Here is a 25,202-nt window from a genome sequence, read left to right as displayed (position 1 = left end):
CCGGCCCACATGGCGCCGGCCACCGCGGCCGACATCGGGCTCACCATCCACCCGCACCCGACGCTCTCCGAGACCGTCGGGATGGCCGCCGAGGCGTTCGAGGGGACCCTGACCGACCTCTACCTGCCGAAGAAGAAGGCCTCGCGCTGACCCCGGCGGGTCAGGACTGCGCCGTCGGCCGGACCACGATCTCCCCGACGTCGACGGTCGCGGGCTGCTCGATCGCGAACGCGATCGCGCGGGCGATCGCGTCCGCGGGGATGCCGATCTCCGCGACGCGCGCCCGGGTCGCCTCGGCGGCCGGTCCGTCGGCCGCCGCGGTGACGAGCTCGGTGACCGTCATCCCGGGCGACACCGCGGTGACCCGCAGGTGCGGGCCGGCCTGCTGCCGCAGTGCCTCGGACAGCGTCCGCACCGCGTTCTTGGTGGCCGCGTAGACCGCCTGCTCGGGGGTGATCCGCAACCCGGAGGTGGACACGACGTTGACGACGTGGCCCGACGCCTGCCGCCGGAACACCGGCAGCGCGGCCGCGATCCCGTACAGCACCCCGCGCAGGTTGACGTCGATCATCTCGTCCCAGTGCTCGACGGCGAGGGTGTCCAGCGGTTCGACGTGGGCGACGCCGGCGTTGTTGACGATCACGTCGAGCCGGCCGTGGGTCTCGACGGCGAGGTCGACCAGCGCCGCCACGTCCTCGCGACGGCGGACGTCGGTGCGGCGGGTGGTCGCGCCGGTCGCCGCCGCGACCGCCTCGAGGCGGTCGGTCCGCCGTGCCCCGAGCACCAGCCGGGCGCCCCGGGCGGCGAGGTGGCGCGCGGTCGCCTCGCCGATCCCGCTGCTGGCGCCGGTGATGACGACGACGGGTGAATCCATGTCCGGCTCCTTGATGCGATAGGGCTATCACTCACTAGAGTAACAGCCCTCTCACATCTAGGGGGTGCTCCGTGCCCGGAGGTCCGCGTCGGCGGGGCCGCTACCACCACGGCGACCTGGTCCCGGCGCTGGTCGGGGCCGGGCTCGCCCAGATCGCCGAGCGTGGGCCGGCGAACTTCTCGGTGGCCGAGGTGGCCCGGCGGGTCGGCGTCAGTACGGCGGCGCCCTACCGGCACTTCGCCGACCGCGACGCCTTCCTCGCCGCGGTCGCGGCCCACGCGGCCACGCTGCTGGCCGCCGCCATGACGGAGGCGGTGGCCGGCCTCTCCGACCCGGCCGAGCGGCTGGCCGGGGCGGCCGGCGCGTACGCGGCGTTCGTCGCGGAGCACCGGGTCGGGTTCGACCTGGTGTTCTCCCCGGGTCTGCGCGGCGTCCGCGACGTCGACCTCGCCGACGCCGGGCGCGCCGTGATGTCGGTGCTGCTCGACCCGGCCGCGGAGCTCGCCGGTGAGGGGGCGCTGCGCCTCCTCGAGCAGGTCATCGCACTCGCCCACGGGTACGGGACCCTGGACGCCGACGGGTTCCTCACCGCCGACCGCGTCACCGACGAGCCGACCGCGACCCGCGCCCGCCGCGCGGCCCGGGCCCTGATCGCGGGGACCCCCGGCTGACGGCCGGCGTCCCTTCCGGCGTGACCGCGCCCCGGGGATAGTGACGTCGGCTGCACGCCGGGCGGCCACGACGGGAGGACCGATGCCGCCACTGCAGCGCTACATCCTCGACGACTCCGCGACGGTCGAGTACCAGCGGCTGGACCTCATGTCGAAGATCCTCGACCCCTGGACCCGGGCCCACATCACGGCGCTCGGGGTCCGGCCCGGCTGGCACTGCCTGGAGCTGGGCGGCGGCAACGGCAGCGTCGCCGAGTGGCTCTGCGACGAGGTCGGGTCCACGGGCAGCGTCACCTCGGTCGACATCGACACGACGCTGCTCGACCTGGTCCCGGCCCAGAACCTCACGGTCCGGCGGGCCGACGTCCGGGTCGACGACCTGCCGGCCGGCCCGTACGACCTGGTGACGTGCCGCGCGATGCTGCACCAGGTCGCCGAGCACGCCCCGGCCGTGCTGGCGCGGATGGCGGCCGCCGTGCGGCCGGGCGGGTGGCTGGTGGTCCAGGAACCCGACTTCAGCCTCGCGCCCACCACGGAGCCCGCCGTGTGGGCCGCGACGTGGACGGGCCTGCTCGAGTGGGGTCGTGGCAGCGGGGTCGACTGGCTCATCGGACGGGCCCTGCCCCGGATGGTCGCCGACCTCGGGTTCGCGCGGCCGCAGGCCACCACCGAGGTGCAGAACATCCGCGGCACCGACCGCGGCGCGCGCTACTTCCAGCTCTTCTTCGCCGAGGTGCGCGACCGGGTCCTCGAGGGCGGCCACCTGGACGCCGCGACCCTCGATGCCGCCGTCGCGCTCCTCGACGATCCCGGATACTGGACGCAGTGCTGGATGATGACCACCGTGTGGGCGCGCAGAGAGCTCGTGTGACGCCCGAGCCGCCGCGGCCCGCCGAGCGACGACTGGTCCACGTGCTGTTCGTGGACCTCGTCGGGTTCACCTCCCTCGTCGAGGACCTCGACGCCGAGGACGTCGCCCTGCTCCAGGAGCACTACTTCTCCCAGGTCGCGGGGCTGGTCGCGGCCGCCGGGGGGCAGGTCGAGAAGTACATCGGCGACGCCGTGCTGGCCACCTTCGGCCTGCCGGTGCTGCGTCCCGACGACGCCGGGGCCGCGGTCCGCGCCGGGCTCGCCGTCGTCGAGTCGCTCGGCGGGCTCGAGACGCGGCTCGGGCTGGCGGCCGGGACGCTGCGGGCGCGGGTGGGGGTGCACACCGGCGAGGTCATCGTGACCTGGGCGGCCGACGGGAGCTGGCGCCTCTCCGGCGACGTGGTCAACACCGCCGCCCGCCTGCAGACGGCCGCGGAGCCGGGCACCGTCGTCGTCGGGCCGGACACCGCCCTCGCCGTCGAGGGGGCGCTCGACCTCGTCCCGCTCGGCGAGATCGCGCTCAAGGGCAAGGCCGAGCGGGTGCGCGCCTGGCGGGTCGCGGGGCGGCGGCCCGGCCCGGCGCCCGACGCCGGGCCCTTCCGCGGCCGGACGGCCGACCTCGCGGCCCTCGACGCCGCCCACCGCGACGCCCGCGGGGCCGAGCGGCTCACCGTGCTGGCGCCACCCGGCGTCGGGCGCAGCCGCCTCGTCGCGGAGTTCGCCGCCCGGGCGACCGGCCCGGCGTGGCTGGTCCGGGTGCGCGCCGACGAGCCCGGCTACGCCCCGGTCGCCGCCCTGCTGCGGGCCTCGGGCGCCGAGGGGGACGACCTCGCGGACCGCCTCGCCCGCCACGGGCACACCGGGCCGCGCGCCGCGCTCTCGGCCCGCCACGCCGCGGCGCTGCTGGCCGGGGAGGACCCGGACGGGGCTCCGGCGGAGCTGTGGACCTCGTGGACGGCGGTGCTCGACGCGCACGGCGAGCCGGGCGGCCCGACCCCGGTCTGGATCCTCGACGACGTCCACCTGGCGTCCCCGGACCTGCACGCCTTCCTCGAGCACGCACGGGCGTCCCCGCACCGCACCCCGCGCCTCGTCGTCACCACCGCCCGCCCGGGCGAGGCGGCCCCCGCCGGCGCGGTCCACACGCTCGACCCGCTCTCGGACGACGACGTCGCGGAGCTCGTCGCCGACCGGATCGGCCCCGGGACCCTGCCGCCCGCGGTGCTCGCCGAGCTGCAGGCGGCCGCCGGCGGCAACCCGCTGTTCGTCGTCGAGCTGCTCCGGGTGTGGGAGCGCTCCGGTGCGCTGCCCGGCGGCGCGACGCGGGACCCGGGCACGCTCACCGTCCCCAGCACCGTGCGCGCGATCTACCTCGGCCAGCTCGACGCCCTCGCGCCGCCCGCCCGCGAGGTGCTCGGCCGCGGCTCGGTCACCGGGGTGCGGCTGCCCGCCTCCGCCCTGCCCGAGCTCGGCAGCCCGCAGCCCGAGGGCGCGCTGCGCGACCTCACCGGCGCGGGTCTGCTCCTCGGTCCGCGACCGGACCCCGTGGACCCGACCACGTACACCTACCGCCACTCCCTGCTGCGCGACACCGCCTACGCGACCCTGCCCCGCGCCCGGCGTGCCGCCCTGCACCTGCGGTTCGCCGACTGGCTCGACGCCCCGGACCGGCCGAGCGCGGCCCGCGCCGCCGAGCAGGCGGGTCGCCACCTCGCCGCCGCGTGGGAGGAGGCACCCGCGCTGGGCGGCCCGGTCGACGGCCGGCTCACCCGCGACGAGCTGGCGCGCCGCGCGGCCGCCCGGCTCACCGAGGCGGGGGAGGCGGCCATCGGGTCCGAGCCGCTGCACGCCGCCGAGCTCTTCGGCCGGGCCCGCGACCTCGGCGTGGCCGCCGACCCGGGGCCCTCCGAGCAGCGGGCGCACCGGGTGCTGCGCCGGGCGGAGGCGCTGCGCCGCGCCGGGCGCCTGCCCGCGGCGATGGCGGCGTTCGCCGAGGTCGCCGACGCCGCCGCCCCGGGCACCCACGCCGCGCGGGCCGCGGCCGCGCTCGGCTACGAGGACGCCCTGTTCGACAGCCGGCTGCCCCGCGACACGTGGGGTGCCCGGGCGCTGGAGCTGCTCGACGACGCCCTCGGTCTGGTCCCGTCGTCCGCGCCCGCGACGCGCGCCCGGCTGCTCGCCGCGTCCGCGCGGGCCCACGGCTACGGCGGCGACGAGGCCACCGCGGGTGCGCTCGGGGACGAGGCCGTCGCGCTCGCCCGCCACGCCGACGACGCCGGGGCCCTCGCCTACGCCCTGCTCGCCCGCCGGCCGGCCCTGGCGGCCCCGGCACGGTTGCCCGAACGGCTGCGCGCCGCCGAGGAGCTGCTCGCGGCCGCCCGCGCGGCCGGCGATCCGGAGCGCGAGTTCGAGGCGCTGCGGCTGCGGATGGTCGACCTGCTCGAGGCGGGGGAGACCCCGGGCGCCGTGGCCCTCGTCGACGAGGCCGGCGCGCTCGCCCTGCGGCTCGGGCGCCCGCTGCACCTCTGGTACCCCGCGATGTGGCGGGCGATGATGCTGCTCCACCACGGCGACCTCGACGAGGCCGCCGACGCCGTCGAGCACTTCCGCCGCGAGGGCGAGCGCTGGCACTACGGCGACGCGGGCCAGGTCCACAGCGTCCAGCTGCTCACCCTGCACACCGCGGCGGGCACTCCCGAGCTGGCGCTGCCGACGCTGACCCGGGTCGCGGAGCTCGTCGGGGGACGCACGTGGGTCCACGTCGCGGTCGCGCTGGCCCGCGCGGGCCGGCTCGACGAGGCCGCGGCCCGGCTCGACGCGGCCGCGGCGGGGGAGTTCGCGGTCGTCGGGCACGACGGTGCGCGGGCCTTCCTGCTCTGCGAGGCCGCCGAGACCGCGGACGCGGTCGGGAACGCGGCCGCGGGCGTGCTGCTCGCCGAGCTGCTCCGGCCGTTCGCGGGCCACGTGGTCGTCGTCGGGTCGGGGGCGCTCTGCCTGGGCGCGGCCGACCACGGCCTGGGTTTGGCCGCGCGGGCCGCCGGGGACCACGACGCCGCCGTGCACCACCTCGGGGCCGCGGTCCGGATCGACGACGCCACCGGGGCCGTGCGGGCCGCCGCCCGGGCCCGCGAGACCCTGGCCGACACCGTCGGGCGCGGCTCCGCCCGACCCGCCTGAAACCCCCGAGCGCCCCGAGACCCCCGAGTCCCGAGGAAGGACGACCGACCTTGACCTCCGACCAGGGGCTCACCCCCGCGCAGGCCCGTGCTGCCGTCGCCCGCGACTGGGGGCGCGCCCTGGACGCCCTCGACGGGCTCGGGGACGCGGCGGACAGCACCCCGACCCGCTGCGCCGGCTGGACCGTCACCGACCTCGCCCGCCACGCCGCCTGGGGCACCTCCATGGAGGCCGACGCCCTGCGCCGCGCCCGCACCGGCACCCCGGGCACGGCGGAGGGCCACGAACCGTCGGGCGGCCCGGGTGAGGTGGCGGCGGCGCTGCGGGCCTCGGTCGCCGACCTCGACGCCGAGCTGGGCCACGCCGCCGACCTCGCACCGGACGCCGTGCTGACCATCCCCTTCGGCGCGATCCCCGCGCCCTTCGGGCTCTGCGTGTTCACGATGGAGGCCGGCGTGCACGCCGACGACCTCGTGGCGGCGTGCGGGCGCGACGAGCCGTGGGGCGAGGACGTGGTGCGGGCGACGACGACGGTGCTCCCGCCGGTCTTCCCCGTGCTCGCCGGCGCCGGGGGCGAGGCCCCGCCGCCGGAGGGCACCGTGATCGCGCTGCGCGGGCCCACGGTCGACCTGCGGTTCGCGCTCCTCGACGGCACCTGGCAGTCGGCGCCCGACGAGGACCCGACGGCGTCGGTGATCGGCACCGACGACACCGCGGTGCTGCGGTTCGCGCTCGGACGGACGGGCGCCGACGATCCGCGGGTCGCCTTCGACGGCGAGGCGGAGCCGGCGGCCGGGTTCAAGCGGTGGTTCCCGGGACCGTGATCGCCGGGCCCGAGGTCGGGTCCTCCGCGCGTCGCGCACACAGTCCGCTGGCGCAGGCGCGCGGCCGTGGACGAACCGAGGCGGCCCGCACTCAGTCCACCGGCCCGGGCGTAGGCGCCTGGAGAAGCCGACGCGTCGCGCACACTGTCCGTCGGCCCGGGCGTAGGCGCCTGGAGAGATCGACGCGTCGCACACACGATCCTCTGGCGCAGTCGCGCGGCCGTGGGCGAACCGACGCGTCGCACACACGTCCCACCGGCGCGGGCGGAGTGCCTGGGGGAATCGCCGCGTCGCGCGCAGGTCCGCGTGTTCCGATCGAAGGTGTGCGCGACGCGTCGGTCTGGCGGGTGGCGTACTTGGTCGGCGGGAGTGTGTGCGCGACGCGTCGGTCTGGCGGGGAGCGTGGATGGTCGGGTGGAGTGTGTGCGCGACGCGTCGCTGTGCGGGGAAGCGTGCGTGGTCCGGGCCGAAGTGTGTGCGCGACGCGTCGATCGGCTGAGGTCTGCGTCGCTGTGTCGCCTCGGTGACACACCGGAGGTCGGGCACGAGACGGACGCCCGCGCCGGTCCGGGAGAGGGTTCTCCCGTACCGCACGCGAGCGACGAGGAGGCCCGGCGATGACCGTGACGACGGACTCGGTGATGACCGACCCGATCTCCGCGGTCACCGGGATCCTCCCCGCGCTGCGCCGCACCACCCGCCCGCCCCAGGAGCACGCGATGGACGCCTACGCCCTCGCCGAGACGGTGTTCGGCCGCCGCCTCTCCGTCACCGAACGCCGCGAGCTCGACCGCTTCTGGCGCACCGACTGGGCCGAGCACCGCCTGGTCCTCGACGACGCGGCCGACCGCTCGCTGGCCGCCACCGCGATCGCCTTCGGCACCCCGGTCTTCCACGGCAGCGGCCCCGGCTACGCGCTGAGCTTCCACCCCGACGGGGAGGTCGTGCGCTCGGTCCGCCACGCGCTCGGGCGGCCGGCGTCGTGGGTGCCCGCGGTGACGACGACCCGGTCCCTCCTGCCCACCCTGGTGGACCCCGACGCGCTCGACGTCCCTCTCCCGGAGCTGACGGCGGCGCTCGACGACCGGCTCGCCCGCGGGCCGGTGGCGCTGACCCTCCCGGCCGCCTCCCACGTGCCCGCGCACCTCACGACCCGCGTCGACGGGGTCGCGACGCTCGAGGTCGTCGTGCCCGGCGTCCGCTGCGCGTCGGCCGACCTCCTCGCCGCGACCCTCGACCGCGCCGGGGTCGCCCTGCTCGCGACGACCCGCCCGTACGCGACGTGCCCGACGACGGGGGAGCGTGGCCCGGTCCTGGAGCGGGTGGCCGACGTCCAGCGGACGTTCGGGCGGATGCGGCCCGGCGCCGTCGTGCTGGCCCACCGCAGCGAGTGGCGGGCCCGGCGGCGTCACGCGCCGCTGCACGGGGCATCCTGATCGACATGAGCGAGAGCCCCGTCGTCCCCGCCCCGTCCTTCGCCGTCACCGGCGCCACCGGCCAGTTGGGGCGCCGTGCCGTCGACGCTCTGCTCCGTCGCGGCGTCCCCGCCGGCAACGTCTTCGCCCTCGTCCGCGACCTCGAGAAGGCCAAGGACCTGGCCGACCTCGGGGTCGGCGTCCGCGAGGCCGACTACGACCGCCCCGACACCCTCGGCCCCGCCCTGGAGGGCATCGAGCGGCTGCTGCTCATCTCGAGCCCGGACAACGACAACGCCGTCCGCCAGCACACCGCGGTGATCGAGGCTGCGGACGCGGCCGACGTCGGCATGGTCGTCTACACCAGCGTGATCCACGCCGACGAGACCGAGCTCCTGCTCGCCCCGAAGCACGCCGAGACCGAGGACGTCCTGCAGGGCTCCGGCCTGCCCTTCGCCGTGGCTCGCAACGGTTGGTACACCGAGAACTACACCGGCCGGCTCGACGAGTACCTCGCGCGCGGCGAGATCGTCGGGGCCGCCGGGCAGGGGCGCATCTCCGCGGCCACGCGGGCGGACTACGCCGAGGCCGCCGTCTCGCTGCTCACCGGCGACATCGCCGACCAGCAGGGCTACTGGGAGCTCGGTGGGCCGTCGTTCACCATGGCCGAGCTCGCCGAGACGATCACGGAGGTCACGGGCACCACGGTCGTCTACCGCGACCTGTCCGTCGACGAGCTCACCGACCGGCTCGTCGAGGCCGGGATGGACCGCGCGACGGCGGAGTTCGTCGCCTCGCTCGACGCGTCGGCGGCGCGCGGCGAGCTGGAGACCGACAGCCCGGCGCTGGAGAACCTCCTCGGCCGGGCCCCGACGTCCCTGGTCGACGCGGTTCGCGCGGCCCGCCTCTGACCGGTCCCCGCGCCGCGCGACCCCGCCGCGGCGCGAACCGGCGGATCCCGGGACGATGGTGACCATGACGACGTCCTCCCGACCGGACGCACCGAGCCGGCCGGGCCGGGTGCGGATGCTGGCCGACATGGTGCTGACCAACCGGCCCTGGCGGCTCGTGCTCGGGATGCGGAGCGCGTTGGCCGCCGTCCTCGCCACCAGCGCCTACCTGGTGATCACCTCGACGGTGTGGCAGCTCGCCAGCACGCTGAGCTGGACCAAGCTGGTGATCACGATGGTGGCGGCGGTCGCCATGATGGTCGTCTGGATCATCGGCGCGCACGACCTCTGGCGCCGGCCGTCACAGGTCAGCCGGGACGACGACCCGACCGTGCTCAACGCTTCGACCGTGCTGACCCTGCTCGTCGGGGTGCTGACGATGGTCGTCGCGGTGTTCGCGTTCAACGTCGTCGCGACCTTCTTCTTCCTCGAGCCGCCGGTGTTCGGGACCGATGCGTGGACCGCGGAGGGCGCCGCCGACCACGTGCGCCTGGCGTGGCTGGCGACGGCCTTCGCGACCGTCGCGGGCGCGCTCGGCTCCGGCCTGGACAGCGACGCCGCGGTCGAGCGCGCCACGTACTCCGACGGCGAGCAGCGGCGCCGCGAGCGCTCGAGCGTGGACGACGTCCGGGACGGCTCGGCGGGTGCCGACCCTCAGGAACGGGCCCGGTAGCCCGCCTCCGCCTCCGCGACCGCGGCGAGCCGGGCGAGGCTCCGCTCCATGTTCGCGTGCAGGTCGTCGTGGAGGTCGCGGACACCGAAGGCGACGCGGAGCACCACGTGCAGCCCGCGCGGGACGGGCGCCAGGACCTCGTAGCCGTGGTCCACGGTGGTCCCCTCGCCGTCGGGTCGCAGCCGGTGGTGCCAGCGGATGCTGCCGCCGCCGCGCTCGGTGCGGGTGAACGCGAACTCCCGGCCCGGGTCCGCGACGTCGACGACGGGCCGGTTGGTCCAGGTGAACCAGCGCAGGCGGTTCCGCGCGGCGAAGCGGGCTCCCACGGCCGGTCCGGTGGCGCCGTCGACCCAGGTGCAGCCGACGACCTGCGGGCTCCACTCGGGGGTGCGCGTGACGTCGGCGACGAGGTCGTAGACCTCCTGCGGTGACGCGGCGACGTGCCGGGTCACCTCGTCGCGGGTCAGGCGCCGGATCGCCATCAGAACGGCACCTCCTGGGCGAGCAGCCCCTCGCCCGGGAGCCGCCCGGCGAGGGTCCGGCAGAACGCGACCGCGTCGAGGGTCAGCTCCTCGCCGGCGTCGCCGTGGGTGAAGTCGCCGCCGGCGGGCCCGGTCAGGTGCAGCCGGAAGGGCTGCCCGTGCCGGCGGGCCCACTCCGCGACGACGTCGGCGACGAGGCGGCCGTCGTGCGCGGCGGTGAGCTCGAGCGGGCGGCCGGTGGCGGTGGCGACGTCGATCCGGTGCATCCAGGTGTCGCGGGTGAGGACCACGTCGAGCAGGAAGGCGAAGCGCCAGGTCTCGGTGGTGCCGTCGTGCAGCTCGTTGGGCATGGGGACGGCGCGCAGCAGGCGACGGCTCCCGCGCCAGCGGGCCTGCACCGGTCCGGCGGCGCCCATGCGGCTGATCAGTTCGCCGGTCGTGAGGCCGGCGTGGGCCCGGACCTGGCGGGCCGTCATCGTGTCGATGAACGTCGTTCCGCGCTGCTGCGCGCGACCGGCGCCGACCATGGTGCGGGCCATGAGGGGCAGGCTCGTGAACGTCTCGGTCATGCCCAGGACGTGGCCGGCCACGTCCCGCACGTCCCAGTCGGTGCAGTCGGTGGGGCGCGACCAGTCGGACGGGTGGAGGTCGCGGAGCAGCGCGACCATCCGGGAGGTCTCGGTGCGTGCGAGCGCGACGCTCTCGGGGCGCCCGATCGGCCGGTGGTCCTCGACGCGGGTCACGGTGGCCGGGGGTGGGGTGCGGTCCTCGGTGTTCACGCGGGGCTCCGTTCGGTCTGCGCGGCGAGGCGCGCCTCGTAGGCGTCGGCCAGGTCGGTGAGGGCGCCGGCGCAGTCGCCCGCGAACGCCGGGCCGTGCATGAGGGCGAGGGTGCGCGGCTCCAGGGCGGCGAGCCGGCGCAGCGTCGGGGCGGTCGACGCCGTGAGAGCGGTCGCGCCGAACATGTCCTCCGCCGCCATCGCCGGCCCGACCAGGTCGCTGCCGGCCACGATCGCCGGGCCGTCGCCGACCTGGGTGAAGAGGTCGCCACAGAGGAGCGTGCGGGTGGTCTCGTCGAAGAGCACCTGCGCCTCCCAGCCGTGCGGAACGTGCGGGGTGAGCAGGGCGCGCATGTGGTGCCCGCCGAGCTCGTAGGTGCCGTCGTCGATCATGTGCTGCGGGGGACGGTCGGCCAGGTCGTCGACCGAGACCTGGCAGCCGAGCTCGTTGAACACCACCTCGGCGCCCGGCACGGCGTCGAGCCAGGCGTTCATCGCGCCGCACTCGTCGGCCTCGACGTGGCCGAAGGAGAGCCACCGGATCCGCTCGATCGGGAGGATCTTCCCGACCGCGTCCGCGACCAGCGGGAACATCCGGCGTGGACCGAGGTGGAAGAGCATGGGCTCGTCGGCGTCGATCAGGTACTGGTTGAACGTGAGACCGCCGGGCACGGCGTCGGCGACCAGCGTGGAGAGCCGGTACACCCCGTCCGCGATCTCGTGGACCGTTGTCTGCATGGGTCGAGCGTGGCCGCCCGGGGCGGCCGTCGGATCGGGGTGCGCACCCCCAATCTGGCCGGCGACGTCACCCATCCAGCACGCCGTGGTCGCGGGCCAGCGCGCCGAGCGCCGCCCGGTTCCGCACCCCGGTGCGGTCGAACAGGCTGCTCAGGTGGCGCTCGACCGTCTTCGTCGACAGGTGCAGCGACGTACTGATCTCGGGGGTCGAGCGACCGGCGGCCACGAGGCGCAGGACGTCGAGCTCGCGCCCGGTGACGCCGAGCGCGCGGAGCCCGACCGGGACGTCGGCGCTGCCCCGGCCCCGGCGGGGGACCGGGGCGCCCGTCGCGGCGAGCTCGGTGCGGCAGCGTCGGGCGGTGCGCTCGTGGCCCGTGGCGGTGAAGAACGCCTCGCACTCCCGCAGCCACGCGGCGGGCTCGCCCCAGCCGTCGCGGACCGCGGCGCGGGCCACGAGGAGCTGCTGGGCGTGGACGAGGCCGGTGCCGAGCGGCGCGCGCCGCAGCTCGGCGTGGGCCGTCGCCATCAGGGCCGTGGCGCCGTCGGCGTCCCCGCGTCGGCCCCGTGCTACGGCGTCGACGAGGGTCAGGGTCCCCGCGAACACGGGCAGCCGGATCGACGCCGTCGACCGGGCGAACTCCGTGCGGACGGCCGCGCCGAGGTCGTCGTCGTCGATCGCGTGGACGGTCGCCCACAGCGCGCGCCCGGGGTAGATCGACTTCATCGGGGGCGCGACGCGGACGTGCTCCATCATGGTGTCGAGCAGACCCGGCAGGGACTCGAGGTCGTCGGCCACGATGGCGTGCTTGATCAGGACGCGGCCGTAGAGGTCACCGAGGATGCGCGGGTCGTCGGGGTCGCGCGCCAACGCCACGTCGATCGCCGCGCGCATGGCCGCGGGTTCGTCGGCCAGGGCGTGTCCGCCCGCGAGCCACAGCGCCGCGACCGGCTCGGTGGCCAGGCCGTAGCGGCGGCTCGCCTCGAGGCACGCGCGTGACGCCGCGAGGCATCCCGCGGTGTCGAAGTTCGAGAGCGCGACGTCGGCGAGGCTGAGGTCCATCACCGCGACCGTGGTCAGCGCCCCGTAGCGCTCCGCGAGCTCACGGGTCTCCCGCAGCGCGCCCGGGTCGCCCTGCCCCCAAGCCACCAGTGCGAGCTCCTGGCGGGCCCGCAGGTGGCGGTCGGCGAGGCCGTGCCGTTCGGCGACCTCGGCCGCCCGCGTCAGCCAGGACACCGCGTCCGCCGCTCCGGTGGCGGCCGTGGTCCGGCCGAGCACCTCCAGGGCCTCGCACTCGACGGCGGGCTGCCCGGTGGCCGCGGCCCCCGTCACGGCCGCCCCGGCCAGCGCGGCCGCGTCCTCGACCCGGTCCTCCTCGAGCGCGACGTGGGCCGCGACGGCGTCGATCCGCGCACCCAGCGCCGCGTCGGGCTCCGGGTCGTCGGGCCCCGTCGACCGCGCGGCCTCGACGTAACGGCTCGCGGCGGCGACGTCGCCGGCGGCCAGCGCGGCCCGGGCGAGCACGACGAGCAGGTCGGCGCGACGGACCGGCTCGCCGGCGAGCCGGTCCGCGAGATCGTCGCCGACGGCGAGCGCGTCGGTCGGCTTCCCCGCCGCCACCAGGATCGCGACGAGCAGCTCGTCGGCGGCGACCGCGGCGGGGCCTTCCGGCGGGGCGATCCGCCGGGCCCGGCGCGCGGTGGCTTCGGCGGTGACCAGCGCGCCGCCGCCCAGGGCCCGCCGGGCGCTCTCGGTGAGGCGGTCCGCGGCCTCCTCGGGCGCCCCGGCGGCCTCGGCGAGCTCGGCCGCCAGCTCGCACAGCGCGCCCGGCAGCTCGGGGTACGCCCGCTCGATCGCGGGCCAGGCACGCCGGGCGAGGTCGCGGCGGTCGGGCGGGAGGATGTCGGCGAGCACGGCCTCCCGGGTCAGGGCGTGCCGGAACGAGAACTCGTCCCCCTCGACGACGACGAGCGCCTCGGCCACCGCGGCCCGCAGCGCCTCCACCACGTCGCGGCCGTCCACCTCGGCGATGCCGGGCAGGAGCTGCCAGTCGAAGCGCCGGCCCAGCAGGGCGGCTGCGTCCACCACCCGCCGGGCCGTGCGGTCGAGCGCGGCCAGCCGGCGGCCGATCGATTCCCGCAGGCTCGCGGGCACCGTCGGGACCATCTCGCCGTGACCGCCCCAGTGCCCGCCGCTGTGGCGCAGCGCGCCCGAGGCGACGAGCCCGGCGAGCAGCTCCTCGACGAGGAACGGGAGGCCTTCGCTGTGGGTGCGCAGGAACGCCCGCAGCTCGGGCGGCACGATCGGCGTCCGCAGGCACGCGGCCGTCATCGCGTCGACCCCGGCGGGGGAGAGGGGCGTGACCGGGACCGCGGCGCGGGGGTCACGCCGTCGCAGCCGCTCCACGAGCCCGGCGGCCGCGCCCTCGGGGCGGGTCGTGCACAGGCAGAGCACCGGGGCGTCGGTCAGGGCGTCGGCCAGGTGGTCGACGGCGTCGAGGGTCTCAGGGTCGGCCCAGTGCAGGTCCTCCAGGACGAGCACGCAGCCCCGGCCGCGACCGAGCAGGCCCAGCAGGCGGGCCGCGCCCTCGCCGAGCAGCACGGGGGAGTCGTCGGCGCTCGGTCCGGACCGACCCCGCCAGGCCGGCACGATCCGCCCGAGGTGGCCACGGAAGCCCGCGAGCTCGGGGGCGTCCAGGTCCGGGGCCGAGCGGTCGGCGGCGAGGAGCGCCTCGGCGAGCGGGCGGTAGGCGACCGGCTGGGCACTCGGTACCGCCCGGCCGCACAGGACCGTCGCACCCGTCGCGCGCGCGGTCGTCGTCACCTCCGCGACGAGCCGGGACTTGCCGGTCCCGGCCTCCCCGACGAGCACGACGACGCCGCCGGAGCCCCGCACGGCGGCGGCGAGCCGGTCCTCGAGCGCCGCCGCCTCGGCCGCCCGGCCCACCAGCTCCGGGCACAGCAACGAGGGGCCGGCACGCGTGCCCGACGTCGTGTTCCCGCGCGGTGGCCCGCCGACCATCGGACCCCCCGGGGACGAGCAGCGTGGCCCGTCGGACGCTAGTCCTCCCGCGCGGGCCCGTACACGGCCTCAGGCCGCCGGGCGGCCGTCGCGCATCCAGGTGTCGAGCAGGGCGCGGGTGGAGGCGTCGGCGGGCACGAAGGTCTCGATGGACAGCTCGTCGAGGGTGACGTCCCACGCCGCCCCGAAGTGGGTGATCGTCGAGTAGAGCCGCAGGTCGCCGTCGGGGTGGGCGAGGTGCAGCGGCAGCACGACGTGCTCGGAGCGGACGGTCGTCGCGTCGGCGCCGGCGTACCCCCGGACCTCGGCGAGCAACGCGGTGAGCCGCGGGTCCCCGGTGAGGTCGGCGAGGCGCTCGAGCCGGTGCACGAGGTGGCCCGCCCACTGGTCGAGGTTGCGGATGTGGGGCGCGAGGGCCTGCGGGTGCAGGCTCAGCCGGTAGACGTTGACCGGCGGCGTCGACCACGCGGGGTCGAGCAGCCCGAGCAGCGGCGCGACGGCGCGGTTGCTCATGACGACGTCCCCGCAGCGGTCGATCACGAGCGCCGGGAACGGTTCGTGGCCGTCGAGCAGGTGACCCAGGGCGCCGCGGACGGCGTCGAGGGACGCCGAATCGAGCCGGGACTCGGCGTAGATCGGCGCGAATCCCGCGGCCAGCAGCAGCGCGTTCCGCTCGCGCAGCGGCAGCTCGAGGTGGTCGGCCAGGTCGAGCAGCAGTTCCCGGCTGGCCCGGGAGCGGCCGGTCTCGACGAAGCTCAGGTGCCGGGTGGACACCCCGACGTCGAGCGCGAGGTCCATCTGGCTGCGGCGCCGACGGGTCCGCCAGCCGCGCAGCAGCTCGCCGGGCGAGGCCACCGTGGAGGTCATGGTCGCCGACGGTAGGGGCGCTCGTCGTCGCGGGCCATGACCTCGGAGGTCATCGACGCGGCTACCCGCGGCGGACCAGCGTGGCGTCCCACACCGATCGACCCGATCACGAGGAGGACAGCATGTCCGAGTTCACCGACGTCGCGCAGCGCTACCTGGCGGCGTGGAACGAGACCGACCCGGCGGCCCGGCAGGAGCGGGTCGCTGCGCTGTGGGCGGCGGACGGCAGCTACGTCGACCCGCTCGCCGAGGTGCGGGGCCGCGAGCAGATCGCGGGCCTGATCGCCGCCGTGCAGGACCAGTTCCCCGGGTTCACCTTCCGGCTCGCCGGCGACGTCGACGGCCACCACCACCTGGCCCGGTTCTCCTGGGAGCTCGGACCGGCCGAGGGTCCGGCCCCCGTCGCGGGGTCGGACGTGGTGACCCTCGACGACGACGGCCGGGTCACCAGCGTGCTGGGCTTCCTGGACCGGGTGCCGGCGGCGGCCTGAGTCCGACCTGACCGAGGGGCTCCTTCGCTCGGCTCGACCGAACGAAGGGGCCCCTCGGGCGGAACGGGGCGGCGCTCAGTTGCGCGCGGCGATCCCGTTCGAGCAGCTCTTCGCGTTCGTCCCCGAGTTCCCGGTACCCGCCTTCGAGAGCAGCGGCAGGCCGAGTCCGAGGTCCTGCACCGGCACCTGCACGCCCGCGGCGTTGACCGGGACATCGTTGTTGCACAGGTCGCCCGTGGTGTTGGGGGCGAAGTCGCTCACGTTGACCAGGCCCTCCTGCACGGTGCGGCCGCCGTCCCCGTGCGTGGTGGCCATCGCCATCCCGGCGGAGGAGACGAGGCCGGTGGAGACGAGGGCCGCGGTGAGGACGGTGGTGCGGAGGGTCGCCATCAGGGGCGTGTCCTTCCAGGTGGGGGGAGCCCGGTCGCGCGGCAGTCACGCCGAGCAACCGTTGGATGACGTGTGGTGAAACCGCGGAACCCGTTTGCCGGTCACGGTGCCGGTGGCCCGTTCACCACAACGGGTGGCCCGACGGGACGGGCACCGCGACCGCGACCGGCACGGGGCGCTCCGCGCACCCGGGAACGGTCCCCTCGGTACGGTGACACCGCCCGCGCGGCTCGGACCACGGTCGACGACGCGACCTCGGCCCGGGAGGTCGCCCGATGAGCACCGAAGCCGCGCTGCTCGGCCTGATCAGCGCGGTCCGGGCGACCCCGCTCGCCATCGTCTACACCTTCCTGGTCTCCCGGGAGCCGCGCCGCCTCCTCGGGGCGTACCTCGCCGCGGGGCTCGTGGTCAGCCTGACCGTGGGGATCGCGGTCGTCACCGTGCTCGGTGCGAGCACGCGGGAGCCGGCCTCGACGTCGGGACGGTCCATCGCCGACCTCGTCGTCGGGATCGGTGCGCTGTCCTACACCGCGGGCTACTGGAGCGGCCGGATCGGCAACCGCCCGGAGGGACGACCACGCCGGCGGCTGCCGTTCGAGGACGGCTCCCTCGGTCGGTGGGTCCGGATGCCGTCGGTCCCCGTCGCCGCCCTGCTCGGGGCGGTCACGAACCTCCCGGGGCTGTTCTACATCGCCGGGCTCGTCGCCATCCTGGGCACGCACCCGTCCCCGGCGAACGGGGTGGTCCAGGTCGTGGTCTACAACGCGCTGCGCTTCGCCGCCCCGATCGCCGTCCTCGTCCTCGTGCTCACCCGGCCCGACCACACCCGGTCGGTCGTCGACGCCGTCCAGGACTGGGCCCGCCGCCACAGCCGGACGCTGATCCTGCTGGTGTTCGGGGCGGCCGGGATCTACCTGACGATCAAGGGGCTCGTCGGCCTGGGGGCCGGAGGCGGCTAGAAGCCCGCCGACCCGCGCCTCGCCAGCCCGGCCACGTCGAGCACGACGATGCGCCCGCGCCGCAGCTCGAGCAGGCCGTCGGCGGCGACCGCGCGCAGGACGCGGTTGACGGTGGCCCGGCTCGCCCCGGCCAGCGACGCCAGCTCGTCCTGGGTGAGCGGGATGCGGGTCGGCGTCGCGCCGTCGCGGTACTGGCGCTCGAGGTCGGTCAAGCGGCGCAGGACCCGCGTCTCGACGGGCAGGTGGAGCGCCTCGACGAGCAGCCCCGACAGGCGCCGGACGTCCGCGGCGAGGGTCTGCAGGACGAAGGCGTCCGCCCCGGCGTTGGTGCGGCGCAGCCGGTGGAAGGTCTCGGCGGTGAACGACCACGCCTCGGTGGCCTCGAGCGCGACGACCGACGCGCTGCGCCGCGCCCCGTCGTCGATCAGCGCCAGCTCGCCGACCACCTCGCCCGGGCCCACGACGGCGAACGTGACCGTGTCCCCGAGCGGGGTCGCCGCCCGCACCGCCATCCGCCCGACGTCGACCAGCAGGAACGTGTCCGCCGGGTCGCCCTCGTGGAACACCACCTCGCGCGGCGCGAACCGGCGGCGCCGCCCGCTGGCGAGCACCTGGCGCCGGTCCTCGGCCGACATCCCGGCGAGCAGTTCCACGGCGCGGGACCCTAGCCGGGAGGCCGGACTGTCGCGGCCGTGACACTTCCAGGGTCGCCGTGGAAACGGACACCGGGGACGCCGGGCGCGACGCTGTGCGGGTCGATGTGACCGAGACCCGGAGCGTGATCCCATGACCGTCACCACCCCCTCGCCGTCCTCCTCCGACGCGCCCGTCCCCGGCCCGCGTCACCAGCGCTCCGAGGTGGCCGGCACCGCCGCGTCAGCCGCGTCCCGCTCCGATGCCGCACCTCCGGGCCGGGTCTACGCCCTCGCGGGTCGCGGCGCCGCGATCATGCTGCCGCTCGGCGCCGCCCTCGCCGCCGTGAGCACGGTGTTCGATCCGCACTCGACCGAGCCCGAGCCGCGCGGCATGTACGTCGCCTACGGCGCCGACCCGGCGGGTGCGGACGTCGCCGCGACCGTCCTGCACTACGGCTTCCTGTCGCTCGCCGTCGGCCTGCTCCTCGCGGGTCTCGCGCTCGCCTCGCGCCGGGGACGGGTCCTCGCGGTCGTCGGGGGCGCGCTGGGCTTCCTGGGCTTCGCCAACCTGTCCGGTGCGGTCGTCGAGGACTGGTACGCCGCGCAGATGTCGGCGGCGCTCGGACCCGACGCGGCGATGGCGATCGGTCAGAAGGCCGAGGCGATGCCGGCGCTGACCGCGGGCTGGATGATCCCGATGGTGATCGGCTTCTCGCTGGGGCCGGTGCTGCTCACGGCCGGTCTGGCCCGGGGACGGGTCCTGTCCTGGTGGACGATCGTGCTGCCGGTGGCCGGCGCCGTGCTGATCACGGCCGGGCACGACCTCGCCGAGGTGGGCTTCCTCGTCACCCTCGCGGTGTGGGCGGTGTTCGGGGTGCTCGCCGGTCGGGCGCTGTGGACGGCGCGGGCCGTCGACGCGCGGGACTGACCGACGACGGCGCGGCGCGGCCGGTTCCGGGTTCCCCACCCGGGCCGGCCGCGTCGTCGGGCGTGGGTCAGGCGGCCGGCACCTCGACGGTCGTGCCGAGGATCGCGGCCTCCCGGACGTCGCGGCGGTTGTGCGCCAGGAAGTCCGGGGCGGTGCAGAGGTAGAGGGTGCGCCCGTCGGCGCCGCCGAGCCCGCAGGCGAAGACGCCGGTCCCGGGGGAGACCTCGTCGACGATCTCGCCGCCCTCCCGGACCCGGATCGCCCGCCCGCCGAGCGCGTCGGCGATCCACAGGCAGCCCTCGGCGTCGAGGGCGTTGCCGTCGGGGGCGACCGACAGCTCGGCGAGCGCCTTCTCCTGGTCGCTCTCGGAGGGCAGCGCACCGAACGAGGCCCACGTGCGGCGCCGGCCGAGCCCGCCGTCGTCGGCGATGTCGAAGGCGGAGACGCGGTTGCCGAGGGTCTCGTCGACCAGCAGCGTCCGGCCGCCATTGGTCACGACGCTGCCGTTGGGGAACCAGAGGTCGCTCGCGGCCAGGTGGACGCCGCCGTCGGGATCGACGCGGTACAGCGCCGTCGGCGTCACCGGCTCACCGGCCATGAGGTCGAACCCGAAGTTGCCCACCCAGGCCCGGCCCTCGGCGTCGACGACCATGTCGTTGAGCTGCGCGGACACGACGTCGGAGAGGTCGGCGTGGGTCTCCAGGGAGCCGTCCGCCTCGCGGCGCAGGATCCGCCGGTCGAGCTGCGAGACCACGAGCATCCGACCGTCGGGGAGCCAACCCAGGCCGGAGGGCTGTTGCGGCACCTCGGCCTCGGTGCGCAGGTCCGCGCCGTCCTCGGTGACCGAGTGCACGCGGTGGGTGTAGAAGTCGACGAACCAGAGCCGGTCGGAGTGCCAGCGCGGGCACTCGGTGAACGACATCCCGTCGATCACCGTGTGGACGTCGTGGCTCATCGTGGCCTCCCGTCGTCGGGGGCCGCCCCGGTGCGGCCCCGGGGGACCCTAGCGCCGCGTCGTCAGAAGCGCCGGTGACCGAAGCGGCCGGCGAGCAGGAAGATGATCGGGAAGAAGGCGAGCCCCGCCGGTGAGCCGCCGACGACGACGAGGAGCACCACGCCGATCAGCGCCACGAGGGGCAGGAGCGCCATCGCGGGGTGGCGCAGCCGCACCGGCCGGTGGTCGACGACGCGGTCCGGGGCCGTCGAGGCGCCGACGACCGGGGAGAACTCCGGGTGCGGCGCCGGCAGGTCGGTGAACAGTGCCTCGAGCTCGTGCCGGTAGGTCGCCGTCCCGGCGACGCCGGAGCGCTCGCCGTACTCGGTCACGTCGAGCCGTCCCGCCTCGAAGTGCGTGTCGAGGGCCTTGAGGGCCGCCGACCGCTCGTCGTGGCCGACCCGGAGACCCGGTCGGTGCGCCGGTGTCCGCTCCGCGTCCTCGTCCATGACCCCATGGTGCGCCGTCCGCGGCGAATCCGCCGTGAGCCGGACGGGGATGGTGTCACCGGGATCCGGCCCGATCGTGCGTTCCTCCGGTTCGCCCCGCGATGTCCCCGGGGACGAATTCGTGGGAATCTGCCGAGGTGCTGCTGGAGTTCGACGAGATGTCGGAGGACGACATCCGACCGGGCGACCTGGTGTTCATCCTGGCCGCGCCGGACGACGGGCTCGAGCAGTTCGTGTCGACGATGAACGGCACCCACTGGAGCCACGTCGGGATCGCCTGCGGCGACGGGATGGTGGCCAGCGCGCGGTGCGACAGCGGGCTGCTGGTGCTGGACGACGGCGGGGGTGTTCGCCTCGACCCGCTCTCCTGGTACCGCGAAGAGCTCGGGCGTGACGTGTTCATCGGACGGGTCGGGCGCACGGGCACCGCGGACGCGCCCGAGGACCCGCGATTCGCGCGGCGGCGTGAGGCGGCCGCCGAGTTCGGTCGTCTCCTGACCCGCGAGCCGACGATCCGTCGGACACGGTTCTCGTTCAGCAAGACCGTCCTCACCGGGATCGCCCGCCACGGTGGGGACTACTGGACCCTCGTGTCCAGCGAAGCGCTCACCGAGATCCTCGAGCAGGCCGACCTCGTGGGCAGGTCGTGGGAGGCCACGCCGCGCTGGCCGGTCTTCGCGAGCGCGGAGTTCGTCGCCGCCGCCTACGGACTGCCGTTCACCCGAGCCGCCCTCCAGGGGCCGATCATCTTCGTGACCGAATCCCCACCCGAGCCGGACCTCCGCGCGCTGGCCGTGGAGCTGATCAAGGAGCAGGAGGCCGGACGACCCTGGGCGCAGTTCGCGGCCCTGCTCGAGCTGCTCGAGCGCTACGAGGACATCTTCCTGCGCGAGACGGTGACGACCTTCGGCCGGTGGTGGCGACGGGGCGCGCCCGGTCCCGATCTGGTGCCGGCCCCACGGTCGTCCCCCAAGCACGAGCAGGTCCCGGGGGCCGAGCAGCAGATCGGTTCGGCGCTCGTGAGCCCGCGGCTGCTGGAGGATGCGTGGTGGGTGGAGAAGATCCAGGTCGTCCGCCCCTGACGGTCCGTCCCGGACGCTCCGTCCGTCCCGCGCGACCGCGAAGTGCGGTCGCGGGCCGCCGTCAGCCCGTTGTGCCGGTCCGCTCCCGGTGGGCCCGCACCCGGTGCCGGACCCCGCACATCGCGGCCGAGCACCAGCGGCGGCGGCCGGTGACGTCGTCGAAGAGCATGCCGCAGTCGTGGTCGTCGCAGGTCCGCAGTCGGGCCGCGGCCGGGCCGGCGAGGTGCTCGGCGGCCTGACGGGCGATGCGGGCCAGGGCGTCGCCCGCCGTCGGGGGCGCGGCGAGGGTGAGGTCCGGCGTCAGCTGCAGCGGGGAGTCCCGCGTGAGGACGGCGTTCAGGCGTTCGACCTCGGCCCGGTCCGGCGTGCGGCCCGCGGCGGCCGCGAGGCCGAGCGGGCGGAGGATCCCGCGCAGCTCATGAGCCCGCGCGAGGTCGTCGGGGCCGGGCGCAGCGGTGGGCGAGAGGCCTTCGTGCTCGAGCCACTCGCCGAGCAGCCCGACCGTGGACATGCGCTCGAAGGGCGCGTCGCCGTACGCGTTGCCCACGGTCGCGAGCAGGTCGAGCCAGACCGCGCCGGTGTCGTAACGGAGGGCCGGGGTGACGGACACGCTTCCAGCGTAACGGGTCGGCCTGTTACGGTCACACCATGCCGGGTAACACTTCGAGCTGTTACGCGTCGCCAGGAGCGATCCCGGCCGGGATGCGCCCCCCGCGGCTCGTGGCCCTCGGCCTCGCGACGGCCTTCGTCCTCGTGTGGGCGAGCGGCTACCTCGTCGGCGATCTGGGGACGAGCGCCTGCCCGCCGCTCACCCTCATCTTCTGGCGCTTCCTCCTGGCGACGGTGGTCATCGGGACGGTGGCGCTCGCGACGGGGGCGCCCTGGCCGGGCCGCCCGGCCGAGTGGCTCCGGCCCGCCGCGGTCGGCGTGCTCCTCCAGACGGTGCAGTTCGCCGGCGTCTACGTCGGCCTCTCGCTGGGGGTGTCCGCGGGGCTGGCCTCGTTGCTCGTGAGTGCGAGTCCCCTCGTGATCGCGCTGGCCGCCGTCGGGCTGGGCGGCGAGCGGCTCCGGTCGGTGGGGTGGCTGGGGCTGGCGCTCGGCCTCGCGGGGGTCGGCGTCGCGGTCAGCGCGGAGCTGTCCGGTGGGGCGCGGCCGGCCGGGATCGGGATGGTCGTCCTCGGCCTCGCGGGCTTCGTCGGCGGGACGCTGCTGCAGAAGCGCGCGCCGGTCACGGCCGACCTGCGCACCACGACGACCATCCAGATGAGCGCCGCCACGCTCACCTCCGTCCCGCTCGCGGCGGCGTCCGGCGGGTTCGCGCTGCCGCTGACGGCGACCGCCGTCGGGTCGGTCGTCTGGCTCGCGGTCGTGAACTCGGTCGGCGGCCTCCTGCTGCTCTTCGTCCTCCTGCGGCGTCGCAGCGGCGCGGGGGCGACCAGCTACCTCTTCCTCGTCCCGCCGGTGACCGCGCTGCTCGGGGTGCCGTTGCTCGGCCAGCCCATGCACGTCGCAGCGCTCGCGGGTGTCGCGCTGGCCGCCGGCGGGGTCGGGCTCGTCAGCCGCTCCGAACGGCGCCCGGCCGGCGACGACCGCGCGTACCCGCACGAGCCGGCTGCCGCCGAGCCGCTCAGCCCGCGGCCCGCCCCGGTCCCTCCAGCTCCGCCCGTACACCCTCGAGGGTGAGTCCGCGGGCACGCAGCAGGTCGCCCGCCGACCCGGTCTGCGGGTGCAGGAAAGCCAGCACGAGGTGCTCGGTCCCGATGAAGCCGTCGCCGCGCAGGACGGCCTCGCGCACGGCGAGCTCGAGCGTCTTCTTGGCGTCCCGGGTGAAGCGCAGGTGCCCCCAGGCGCGGCGGCGGGCGCGGCGGGCGGCTGCCCGGGTGCCCTCGAGGGCGCCGGGGCCGAACGTCTCCTCGACCCGGCGGCGGATCTCGTCGAGGTCGATGCCGAGGCCGGCGAGGGCCTCGGCGTCGGGCAGCCGGGAGGCGGCGCCGGCCGTCCGGGCCGCGTCGCGGACCTGGTCGGCGGTGATCCCGTGACCGGCGAGCAGGGTGGCGCCGGGCCCCTCGGTCTCGCACGCGCCGATGAGCATGTGCACGGAGCCGACCTCCTCGGCGCCGAGCATGCGGGCGTGCTCCTGGGCCAGTACCACGACGGCACGGGCGGGCCGGGTGAATCGTTCGAACACGGGTGTCCCCCTCAGATGAGTCCTCGGTGGCTGCGGTACTTCTTGTGCACCGCCTGGCGGCTGACGCCGAGCGCGTCGGCGATCTGCTGCCACGACCAGCCCAACCGGCGGGCGCGGCCCACCTGCAGCTCCTCGAGGGACTCGGTGAGCGTCCGCAGGGACGCCACCGCCGCCAGTCCGACCGCCGGGTCCGTCGAGGACGCCGACGTCGCCATCGCCACCGCATCAACCACGCGTGTCAACCTAGGATGACACTGCGCTTCCCGTCAACCTGGATTGACATATCAGGGCGCGCGAGGGGCACGCGTGGCAGGGGGGCGCGGGCACCGGACCTGCGCCCGGTGCTCGTGATCACCGGAATCCTCGCGCCGCCCACGACGTTGCAGAGGTCGTAAGTTGAAGATTGAACTTCCTGGACCCGAGGAGGGTCGATGAGCATCCGCACGCTGGCCGTCGTCAGTGCCGGGCTCGGCACCCCGTCGTCGACGCGGCTGCTGGCCGACCGGCTGGCCGCGGCCGCGTCCGAGGCGGTGGGCGAGCGCGGGGACGAGGTGCACGTCGAGGTCGTCGAGCTGCGCGAGCACGCCCACGACCTGGCGTCCACCCTGCTCACCGGGTTCGCCCCGCCGGCACTGGCCGAGGCCATCACGACGGTCACCCACGCCGACGCGGTGATCGCGGTGACCCCGGTGTTCACCGCGTCGTACAGCGGCCTGTTCAAGACCTTCCTCGACGTGCTGGACCCGAAGGCGCTCGTCGGGGTCCCGGTCCTGATCGGCGCGACCGCCGGCACGCCGCGGCACTCGCTGGTCCTCGAGCACGCCGTGCGCCCGGTGTTCGCCTACCTGCGGGCCGTCGTCGTCCCGACCGGCGTGTTCGCCGCGGCGGAGGACTGGGGTGCCGGGGACGGCGAGCTCACCGAGCGCATCAGCCGGGCGGCGGGGGAGCTCGCCGACCTCGTGACCGCCGCCGGCCCACGTCGACCCGACCTCGCCGACCCCTTCGCGAACGCCCCGTCGTTCGAGGAACTCCTCCGGAGGTGACACCGATGACCGAGATGACGGTCGACCGCTGCTGGGACCGGGCCACGTACCACGCCGAGCTCGGGCAGTGGATCGAGGCGGCGCAGGTCCTCGCCGACCTGGTCGCCGAGGAGCCCGATGCGTCGGCGGCCCGCCTGCTCCTGGCGCGGGCGTACTACCACTCCGCGCAGCTCGGGCGGGCCGAGCAGGAGGCGCGGGCGCTCGTCGCCGCGAATCCTGCTGACGGTTACGCGCAGCTGCTGCTGGGCCGCTCGCTGGCGCGCCAGAGTCGCCACGACGAGGCCGCCGGCCCGCTGAAGCTGGCCGCGGCACTCGGCGTCGGCTGACCTTCCCGCTCGACCCTCAGCCGGCCGTCCAGTCCAGCGTCGTGGTGTCGAGCGAGTCGAGCAGGTCGAACTGCGGGCCCGTCCTCGGCAGCTCGTAGCGGAAGAAGTACCGGGCAGCGGCGCGCTTGCCCTCGGCGAACGCGCCGCCCCCGACGGCACCGTCGCGGTCGTCGACGGCCAGGAGCTGCTCGAGCCAGATCCACGCCGCGACGACGTGCCCGACGGCCTCGAGGTAGATGCTCGCGTTCGCGAGGGTGACGTCGGGGTCGCCGGCGGCGTGCAGCGTCGTCGTGGTCTTCTCGATCCGGACCAGCGCGGACTCGAGGGCCGCGGCGTACTCCGGGTACTGCTCGGCCCGGCCCGCCGTCTCGCGGATCGT

At 76.0% G+C, this 25,202-nt stretch carries 29 protein-coding genes; 15 read left to right on the top strand and 14 right to left on the bottom strand.

Annotated features, from left to right (window positions below; all coding sequences use genetic code 11):
• Nucleotides 1–9: 9 nt before the first annotated feature.
• Nucleotides 10–150, top strand: coding sequence for a hypothetical protein (locus tag AC0CYZ_RS16605; RefSeq protein WP_472217277.1), 141 nt, complete (start codon nucleotides 10–12; stop codon nucleotides 148–150).
• A gap of 10 nt (nucleotides 151–160) precedes the next feature.
• Here AC0CYZ_RS16605 and AC0CYZ_RS16600 read toward each other — a convergent pair whose 3' ends face one another.
• Nucleotides 161–874 (bottom strand): SDR family oxidoreductase, encoded by a 714-nt coding sequence (locus AC0CYZ_RS16600; RefSeq protein WP_472217275.1) that lies wholly within the window; start codon nucleotides 872–874, stop codon nucleotides 161–163.
• Between the two features lie 71 nt (nucleotides 875–945).
• Between AC0CYZ_RS16600 and AC0CYZ_RS16595 the strand changes: the two genes are divergently transcribed.
• The 7 genes from AC0CYZ_RS16595 (at nucleotide 946) to AC0CYZ_RS16565 (ending at nucleotide 9,454) form a co-directional block, all read left to right on the top strand.
• The gene (locus tag AC0CYZ_RS16595) at nucleotides 946–1,545 is read left to right on the top strand and encodes a TetR/AcrR family transcriptional regulator (RefSeq protein ID WP_472217273.1); all 600 of its coding nucleotides are present in this window, start codon (nucleotides 946–948) and stop codon (nucleotides 1,543–1,545) included.
• A gap of 82 nt (nucleotides 1,546–1,627) precedes the next feature.
• Nucleotides 1,628–2,416 (top strand): class I SAM-dependent methyltransferase, encoded by a 789-nt coding sequence (locus AC0CYZ_RS16590; RefSeq protein ID WP_472217271.1) that lies wholly within the window; start codon nucleotides 1,628–1,630, stop codon nucleotides 2,414–2,416.
• A gap of 41 nt (nucleotides 2,417–2,457) precedes the next feature.
• Nucleotides 2,458–5,592: an adenylate/guanylate cyclase domain-containing protein gene (locus tag AC0CYZ_RS16585; RefSeq protein ID WP_472217269.1), complete on the top strand. Its 3,135-nt coding sequence runs from the start codon at nucleotides 2,458–2,460 to the stop codon at nucleotides 5,590–5,592.
• 50 nt (nucleotides 5,593–5,642) lie between these two features.
• Complete coding sequence (locus tag AC0CYZ_RS16580) at nucleotides 5,643–6,416, top strand: maleylpyruvate isomerase family mycothiol-dependent enzyme (protein ID WP_472217267.1); 774 nt, start codon at nucleotides 5,643–5,645, stop codon at nucleotides 6,414–6,416.
• Between the two features lie 617 nt (nucleotides 6,417–7,033).
• Nucleotides 7,034–7,852, top strand: a complete 819-nt coding sequence (locus AC0CYZ_RS16575) for a hypothetical protein (RefSeq protein WP_472217265.1) — start codon at nucleotides 7,034–7,036, stop codon at nucleotides 7,850–7,852.
• 5 nt (nucleotides 7,853–7,857) lie between these two features.
• Nucleotides 7,858–8,742: an SDR family oxidoreductase gene (locus AC0CYZ_RS16570; protein WP_472217264.1), complete on the top strand. Its 885-nt coding sequence runs from the start codon at nucleotides 7,858–7,860 to the stop codon at nucleotides 8,740–8,742.
• A 64-nt stretch (nucleotides 8,743–8,806) separates the two neighbouring features.
• On the top strand, nucleotides 8,807–9,454 hold the full coding sequence (locus tag AC0CYZ_RS16565; RefSeq protein ID WP_472217262.1) for a hypothetical protein: 648 nt from the start codon (nucleotides 8,807–8,809) through the stop codon (nucleotides 9,452–9,454).
• On the opposite strand, the gene AC0CYZ_RS16560 is transcribed toward AC0CYZ_RS16565, so the two are convergent.
• From AC0CYZ_RS16560 to AC0CYZ_RS16540, 5 genes are all read right to left on the bottom strand, one after another.
• Nucleotides 9,436–9,936, bottom strand: a complete 501-nt coding sequence (locus AC0CYZ_RS16560) for an SRPBCC family protein (protein WP_472217260.1) — start codon at nucleotides 9,934–9,936, stop codon at nucleotides 9,436–9,438. The two genes, AC0CYZ_RS16565 and AC0CYZ_RS16560, sit on opposite strands and share 19 nt — an antisense overlap.
• Nucleotides 9,936–10,715 carry a maleylpyruvate isomerase family mycothiol-dependent enzyme gene (locus AC0CYZ_RS16555; protein ID WP_472217258.1) on the bottom strand — a complete coding sequence of 260 codons (780 nt, stop codon included), beginning with the start codon at nucleotides 10,713–10,715 and terminating at the stop codon, nucleotides 9,936–9,938. Before AC0CYZ_RS16555 ends, AC0CYZ_RS16560 begins: the two co-directional genes overlap by 1 nt.
• Nucleotides 10,712–11,452 (bottom strand): oxygen-binding di-iron domain-containing protein, encoded by a 741-nt coding sequence (locus AC0CYZ_RS16550; protein WP_472217256.1) that lies wholly within the window; start codon nucleotides 11,450–11,452, stop codon nucleotides 10,712–10,714. The genes AC0CYZ_RS16555 and AC0CYZ_RS16550 overlap by 4 nt, the downstream gene beginning before the upstream one ends.
• Before the next feature lie 67 nt (nucleotides 11,453–11,519).
• Nucleotides 11,520–14,471: a helix-turn-helix transcriptional regulator gene (locus AC0CYZ_RS16545; protein WP_472217254.1), complete on the bottom strand. Its 2,952-nt coding sequence runs from the start codon at nucleotides 14,469–14,471 to the stop codon at nucleotides 11,520–11,522.
• Nucleotides 14,472–14,540: 69 nt separating this feature from the next.
• The gene (locus AC0CYZ_RS16540) at nucleotides 14,541–15,338 is read right to left on the bottom strand and encodes an MmyB family transcriptional regulator (RefSeq protein WP_472217252.1); all 798 of its coding nucleotides are present in this window, start codon (nucleotides 15,336–15,338) and stop codon (nucleotides 14,541–14,543) included.
• Nucleotides 15,339–15,460: 122 nt separating this feature from the next.
• Here AC0CYZ_RS16540 and AC0CYZ_RS16535 point away from each other — a divergent pair, with 122 nt between their 5' ends.
• Nucleotides 15,461–15,829 (top strand): nuclear transport factor 2 family protein, encoded by a 369-nt coding sequence (locus AC0CYZ_RS16535; RefSeq protein WP_472217250.1) that lies wholly within the window; start codon nucleotides 15,461–15,463, stop codon nucleotides 15,827–15,829.
• A gap of 75 nt (nucleotides 15,830–15,904) precedes the next feature.
• Here the strand turns inward: AC0CYZ_RS16535 and AC0CYZ_RS16530 are convergent, their stop codons facing one another.
• Nucleotides 15,905–16,219 carry a hypothetical protein gene (locus AC0CYZ_RS16530; protein WP_472217248.1) on the bottom strand — a complete coding sequence of 105 codons (315 nt, stop codon included), beginning with the start codon at nucleotides 16,217–16,219 and terminating at the stop codon, nucleotides 15,905–15,907.
• A gap of 275 nt (nucleotides 16,220–16,494) precedes the next feature.
• Between AC0CYZ_RS16530 and AC0CYZ_RS16525 the strand changes: the two genes are divergently transcribed.
• Entirely contained in the window at nucleotides 16,495–17,178 is a 684-nt protein-coding gene (locus AC0CYZ_RS16525; protein ID WP_472217246.1) for a GAP family protein, read from the top strand.
• Here AC0CYZ_RS16525 and AC0CYZ_RS16520 read toward each other — a convergent pair.
• Nucleotides 17,175–17,831: a Crp/Fnr family transcriptional regulator gene (locus tag AC0CYZ_RS16520; protein ID WP_472217244.1), complete on the bottom strand. Its 657-nt coding sequence runs from the start codon at nucleotides 17,829–17,831 to the stop codon at nucleotides 17,175–17,177. The genes AC0CYZ_RS16525 and AC0CYZ_RS16520 overlap by 4 nt on opposite strands.
• A 133-nt stretch (nucleotides 17,832–17,964) precedes the next feature.
• Here AC0CYZ_RS16520 and AC0CYZ_RS16515 point away from each other — a divergent pair, with 133 nt between their 5' ends.
• The gene (locus AC0CYZ_RS16515) at nucleotides 17,965–18,741 is read left to right on the top strand and encodes a hypothetical protein (protein WP_472217242.1); all 777 of its coding nucleotides are present in this window, start codon (nucleotides 17,965–17,967) and stop codon (nucleotides 18,739–18,741) included.
• A 67-nt stretch (nucleotides 18,742–18,808) separates the two neighbouring features.
• Here the strand turns inward: AC0CYZ_RS16515 and AC0CYZ_RS16510 are convergent, their stop codons facing one another.
• Both AC0CYZ_RS16510 and AC0CYZ_RS16505 read right to left on the bottom strand, forming a co-directional pair.
• The gene (locus AC0CYZ_RS16510) at nucleotides 18,809–19,696 is read right to left on the bottom strand and encodes an SMP-30/gluconolactonase/LRE family protein (RefSeq protein ID WP_472217240.1); all 888 of its coding nucleotides are present in this window, start codon (nucleotides 19,694–19,696) and stop codon (nucleotides 18,809–18,811) included.
• Between the two features lie 62 nt (nucleotides 19,697–19,758).
• Nucleotides 19,759–20,184, bottom strand: a complete 426-nt coding sequence (locus AC0CYZ_RS16505) for a DUF1707 SHOCT-like domain-containing protein (protein WP_472217238.1) — start codon at nucleotides 20,182–20,184, stop codon at nucleotides 19,759–19,761.
• Nucleotides 20,185–20,321: 137 nt separating this feature from the next.
• Here AC0CYZ_RS16505 and AC0CYZ_RS16500 point away from each other — a divergent pair, with 137 nt between their 5' ends.
• Nucleotides 20,322–21,266 carry a hypothetical protein gene (locus AC0CYZ_RS16500; protein ID WP_472217236.1) on the top strand — a complete coding sequence of 315 codons (945 nt, stop codon included), beginning with the start codon at nucleotides 20,322–20,324 and terminating at the stop codon, nucleotides 21,264–21,266.
• A gap of 61 nt (nucleotides 21,267–21,327) precedes the next feature.
• On the opposite strand, the gene AC0CYZ_RS16495 is transcribed toward AC0CYZ_RS16500, so the two are convergent.
• Nucleotides 21,328–21,876, bottom strand: coding sequence for a CGNR zinc finger domain-containing protein (locus tag AC0CYZ_RS16495; RefSeq protein ID WP_472217234.1), 549 nt, complete (start codon nucleotides 21,874–21,876; stop codon nucleotides 21,328–21,330).
• A 92-nt stretch (nucleotides 21,877–21,968) separates the two neighbouring features.
• Between AC0CYZ_RS16495 and AC0CYZ_RS16490 the strand changes: the two genes are divergently transcribed.
• The gene (locus AC0CYZ_RS16490; protein ID WP_472217232.1) at nucleotides 21,969–22,949 is read left to right on the top strand and encodes a DMT family transporter; all 981 of its coding nucleotides are present in this window, start codon (nucleotides 21,969–21,971) and stop codon (nucleotides 22,947–22,949) included.
• Here the strand turns inward: AC0CYZ_RS16490 and AC0CYZ_RS16485 are convergent.
• Together AC0CYZ_RS16485 and AC0CYZ_RS16480 are read right to left on the bottom strand one after the other, a co-directional pair.
• On the bottom strand, nucleotides 22,894–23,454 hold the full coding sequence (locus AC0CYZ_RS16485) for a Clp protease N-terminal domain-containing protein (RefSeq protein WP_472217229.1): 561 nt from the start codon (nucleotides 23,452–23,454) through the stop codon (nucleotides 22,894–22,896). The two genes, AC0CYZ_RS16490 and AC0CYZ_RS16485, sit on opposite strands and share 56 nt — an antisense overlap.
• Nucleotides 23,455–23,465: 11 nt before the next feature.
• Nucleotides 23,466–23,669 carry a helix-turn-helix domain-containing protein gene (locus tag AC0CYZ_RS16480; protein WP_472217286.1) on the bottom strand — a complete coding sequence of 68 codons (204 nt, stop codon included), beginning with the start codon at nucleotides 23,667–23,669 and terminating at the stop codon, nucleotides 23,466–23,468.
• A 216-nt stretch (nucleotides 23,670–23,885) separates the two neighbouring features.
• On the opposite strand from AC0CYZ_RS16480, the gene AC0CYZ_RS16475 reads away from it, so the two are divergent.
• Both AC0CYZ_RS16475 and AC0CYZ_RS16470 read left to right on the top strand, forming a co-directional pair.
• Nucleotides 23,886–24,497 carry an FMN reductase gene (locus AC0CYZ_RS16475; RefSeq protein WP_472217227.1) on the top strand — a complete coding sequence of 204 codons (612 nt, stop codon included), beginning with the start codon at nucleotides 23,886–23,888 and terminating at the stop codon, nucleotides 24,495–24,497.
• A gap of 5 nt (nucleotides 24,498–24,502) precedes the next feature.
• Nucleotides 24,503–24,823 (top strand): tetratricopeptide repeat protein, encoded by a 321-nt coding sequence (locus AC0CYZ_RS16470; protein ID WP_472217225.1) that lies wholly within the window; start codon nucleotides 24,503–24,505, stop codon nucleotides 24,821–24,823.
• A gap of 16 nt (nucleotides 24,824–24,839) precedes the next feature.
• Here the strand turns inward: AC0CYZ_RS16470 and AC0CYZ_RS16465 are convergent.
• A partial coding sequence (locus AC0CYZ_RS16465; RefSeq protein ID WP_472217223.1) for an acyl-CoA dehydrogenase C-terminal domain-containing protein occupies nucleotides 24,840–25,202 on the bottom strand: 363 nt, incomplete at its 5' end.

The sequence above is a fragment of the Actinomycetospora sp. genome, from assembly GCF_055612215.1.
The sequence above is the reverse complement of the archived record's forward strand: the minus strand, read 5'-3'. Positions and strand labels throughout refer to the sequence as shown.